Source organism: Catenibacterium sp. UBA627, from assembly GCF_002299355.1.
Lineage (GTDB): Bacteria > Bacillota_I > Bacilli_A > Erysipelotrichales > Coprobacillaceae > Catenibacterium > Catenibacterium mitsuoka.
In genome coordinates, this window is the sequence record NZ_DBPF01000002.1 from 1 (window position 1) to 4,095 (window position 4,095).

At 33.1% G+C, this 4,095-nt stretch carries 5 protein-coding genes and 1 pseudogene; 3 read left to right on the top strand and 3 right to left on the bottom strand.

The genetic code is table 11. From position 1 onward, the window contains the following. The first annotated feature begins 249 nt into the window (after nt 1-249). The 3 genes from B2S90_RS10835 to B2S90_RS00070 all read left to right on the top strand — a co-directional run bounded on the left by B2S90_RS10835 (nt 250) and on the right by B2S90_RS00070 (nt 2,382). Nucleotides 250-672, top strand: a complete 423-nt coding sequence (locus B2S90_RS10835) for a DUF6431 domain-containing protein (RefSeq protein WP_414630675.1) — start codon at nt 250-252, stop codon at nt 670-672. Between the two features lie 68 nt (nt 673-740). Beyond that, a complete protein-coding gene (locus B2S90_RS00065; protein ID WP_286696352.1) occupies nt 741-2,186 on the top strand; it encodes an ISL3 family transposase in 1,446 nt (481 codons plus the stop codon). 1 nt (nt 2,187) lies between these two features. Continuing rightward, on the top strand, nt 2,188-2,382 hold the full coding sequence (locus B2S90_RS00070; RefSeq protein ID WP_279079311.1) for a hypothetical protein: 195 nt from the start codon (nt 2,188-2,190) through the stop codon (nt 2,380-2,382). 68 nt (nt 2,383-2,450) lie between these two features. Here the strand turns inward: B2S90_RS00070 and B2S90_RS00075 are convergent, their stop codons facing one another. From B2S90_RS00075 to B2S90_RS00080, 3 genes and pseudogenes are all read right to left on the bottom strand, one after another. Continuing rightward, complete coding sequence (locus B2S90_RS00075; protein WP_286696353.1) at nt 2,451-3,149, bottom strand: hypothetical protein; 699 nt, start codon at nt 3,147-3,149, stop codon at nt 2,451-2,453. A gap of 95 nt (nt 3,150-3,244) precedes the next feature. Next, nucleotides 3,245-3,418, bottom strand: coding sequence for a transposase (locus B2S90_RS10840; RefSeq protein ID WP_407716415.1), 174 nt, complete (start codon nt 3,416-3,418; stop codon nt 3,245-3,247). A gap of 398 nt (nt 3,419-3,816) precedes the next feature. Next, nucleotides 3,817-4,095 (bottom strand): annotated as a pseudogene (locus B2S90_RS00080) (MEMO1 family protein); the annotation flags it as partial.

Sequence of the window (4,095 nt, forward strand, 5' to 3'; positions counted from 1 at the left end):
AGTAGCATAGCATGGTCTATATGGAGTAACTAAAAAATCGTGGGGATTTCTTAGGCAATAAATAAATCAGGGGTATCAACTCCTGATTTTTACTTTGGGCTGTTAATTTTTTTGGGGTATTTATTTTATAACTGTTTTGTTATTTTCATAAATCTTATATCATATTCTTAAGATCAATATTTTTTAGAAAAAAAAAAGATAAGCATCAAAGTTTGGCCACCGCGACGCTTATCTGTCCATAAGAACACTATGATAATAATAAAACTTCCAATCAAAATCAAGTATATTTCTCAAATTCAATACAATAAAATTATTTCATCTTTAAATTTTAATAATCTTCAATGCCCAAATTGTCATTCCAATGGTTTGATTATTCATGCCTACTATGAACGTCATGTCGATATCTTTGATAGAAATCATACGATCAGAATATTACGACTTAAATGCCCTTCATGTAATTCTACTCATGCTGTCTTGATTGAAGATATGGTCCCTTATTCTGTTGTTTCCTTCAATATCATCGTTGATATTTTAAAAAACAATGATTTTTTAACTTCCTCTCATTCTTCTTTCCTTAAAAATAAATATCGGTCTCTTATTTTTGACTATGCTCTCTTTTGTAAGTTGAATGTTAGACACAATCCATTTTCTTTTTTTCAACTCACCACATGACTTTTATATATTTCAGCCCATTTCCTTGTTATTCTCTCTTTGTAATAAAGAAAGGAGCTGTTATACATATGAAAATCAATAATAATTCTATAAATGATAAAGAAATCAATAAAAATGATACTCCCAATGCGCTCATTTCCAGTGATGATCTGCTCAAGTTCTTCAATCTTGAAAGGGACAATGTTCAGAAATTCTCAATAACTCACAAAAAAGATGGCGTTTATGTAAGCATCACCCTTAATCAGACCTATTGTCAGTGTCCTGTTTGCGGCAACATGACAAACAGGGTGAAGGACTACAAGGACAAGAAGATTACTCATTCTATTTTGACCATCACCAGCTGCTATATCATCTATCATGCAAGAAGATATCAGTGCACCCACTGTAAAAAGTCCTTTTATGAAAACAATCCCTTTACTTTTGGAGGTAGACTCTCTGTTGTTACTGTATCCAATGTTCTCAAGGATCTTAAATCTCCAAATGCGACCTTTACCGATGTTGCCAGAAGATATGGTATTTCCATTACAACTGCCATCAGTCTTTTTGATCGACATGTACATATTTCAAGAAGACAGTTGCCTGAATGTCTTGCCCTGGATGAAGTTTATGCCTTTAAGTCCCATGACAGTGATTATGTCTGCGTGATCGTTGACTATCTTGATAAAAAGATCATCGATGTGCTTCCATCACGTCATAAAAATGTTCTGATAAATTATTTTATGCTTATTCCCCGTGAGGAACGTGAAAAAGTAAAATATATTTCATTCGATATGTGGAATACATATCGCATCGTTACAAAACATGTTTTCCCCAATGCCGTCTGTATTACGGATCACTTTCACGTCATTCAGGAGCTTAACCGAAGAGTCGATAAAGTAAGAATCCGTATTCAAAACAGATATAAAAAAATAAAAGAAACACTTAAACAGAAAGAAAAAGACAAAACAATTACCAAAGAAGAAAGATTAGAACTCGAAGAAGCTTCCAGATACTACTATGTATTAAAAAAATTCAATTGGCTGCTTTTTTCAACCAACAACAAAATATTTGATGACAACAATGAAAAGAAACTCAACCACGTACTGAATCGATACTGTAACTACAGTGATCTTTTTACATATATGCTTTCCATTGATGAAGAACTGGAAACTGCATCCAATCTCAAAGATCAGGTCGTTTACTTCTATGATCATTGCAATCATGACAATGCGAAGAAGAAACTTGAAGAGATCATTATTGATTTCAGAAGCTGTCCTGTTGAAGAGATGGCACCCTTTGCCAACACCTTGACCAACTGGAAAAATGAGATCATCAACAGCTTCATCATTGTAGATGACAGATCAAAAAGAAAAATGAATACAGCCATTGTTGAAAACAGAAATAAGACAATAAAGCTTATCAAACATGCTTCAAATGGCTATTTGAACTGGGAAAGATTTCGCAATCGTATCCTCTATACTTTAAATGATGATACGACATACTATTTTACATGTATCAGAAAGGACAGAAACTAAAATGAAGAAAGTATTTTCACTCGTTATTGATGAAAGTAACGAACCACTCATTATCGAAGAAGATGACATATTAGAAGATATTCTTAATGGACTAGAATCGATTTCTAATCGATTGGATGATATACATATGTCTCTAATAAAAAATGATGATGTTGATACATCATCAGATTTAGACATTTCCAAAATTGACTTCTAAACCATAAGGAAATGTGGGGCAAAATTTGCCCCACAATATTTGATAACTAAAATATGAGAAACCCCTTGTTATTTTAAATTACCTCTATATGTATCAATACAGTACGCTTCATCCATGAGTGTCTGCACAGCTTTATTATTCATGATCTCTGATTCAGCAAGATAATCCAATACTGCATTCACTTCATCTGTCTGAAATCTATCATTAATCTTAATTCCGAATACAGTCCTGCCAAGTTTGAATTGTAGCTTATTATCCGTAACGAATATACGGATGCCACGATCTATCTGTTTTGCCCTTATACAGGGTAAGTCTCTGTATTTAGAAAAATGTAAGATATTACCATTACCATATAAACATTTTTCCATGCCACGCCAAATATCTTCAGCTTTAGTAAGCGCAAAGACCGCATCTACGTTATACTTCTTTCCAATAAATATCATTGATTTTCTACAAAAATCCCAGGTAACATCATACTGCTTTGCCATTTCATTGAGCTGTCCAGCAAAATATTTACGTTTTTTATCATCTTTCGTAGAACCGTATAATTTAAGTAACTTACGATACCTCTTGGTACGCATAAGCCGGTCATAATTCTTTCTCATAAGACCTACAAGTTCGTTACCTGCTTTTCTGATCTTATCCGAAAGCTTTACAACTTTTTGCATATCAGAAGAAGACATATCAGTTTCAGCAACTAGAATATGTCTATCAGAAAGCTTATGAAATTGTTTTAGAGTCTTTTTGTATTCTTCGTCACTAATCATTTTTTAGTTCCTCTATATATACTTGATTACTGTAGATTCGCTTATGCGTTCTACAGTCGAGACAAAATACCCTCATGACCATAAAGTTCCATATCCTACATAGAACTTTTTAAGCTGCGGATACGCGTTAAATAATTCGATAGTGCTGATGCTTTTAAGAATTCTAGCCACATCGCAGGAGCTACAGTCTGTGGCACATCTAGAAAGGTATGTATATGGTCCGGCATTACTTCAAGTGCTTTTATATGATAATTATAATCGTTACAAATTTTCTGTAATGTCTGTTTGAAAGTATTATCAACATTACCTTATAAAACCGAAAATCAGAATTCAGGACACCATATGATATTGTATTAGATATTTGCAGTGTGAAGCACTGTGATATTTTCTTCACTCATCATCTTGCTCTCCAAGCTGATATTTTTCCTGAATGCCTCTACGCATAAGGTCAAGAAATGTAATAGTCTTGCCTTCCTCAACAGAATAGATACGTGCAAGATTTTCAAGTTCTATTTTCCACTCCATAGGAATAGATATGTTTATAACATTATTTGATTTTGGTCTTCCCATTGATTAAAAAGTTCTTTCTGTTTTTGTACATACATTATATATCTACTCTATACAAAACTTAAGTAAAAATTATGTGGCTTTCTTCCCATAGGCAAGCTTATTGGTTTTTCGCCACTAATTTATAATCATAAGGTCCGTCTTCTTTCAAACAATGTGATAAGTCACCACTCGCAATTAATAAAACATTCTTATCTTCTACTGCTTCTTTAATACATTGTCCAAAGCGATAATGAGTAAGAGGAGATAAACCAGATATTCCAATTCTTACAACTTTATAGTCCTTTAGATACTCATTGTTAAGCCATATTCTAAACTCGTTGCTGCTCATAAACTTCTTGCCACTTTCATGAAGTTCCTTATTATGAGCAAGATAGAA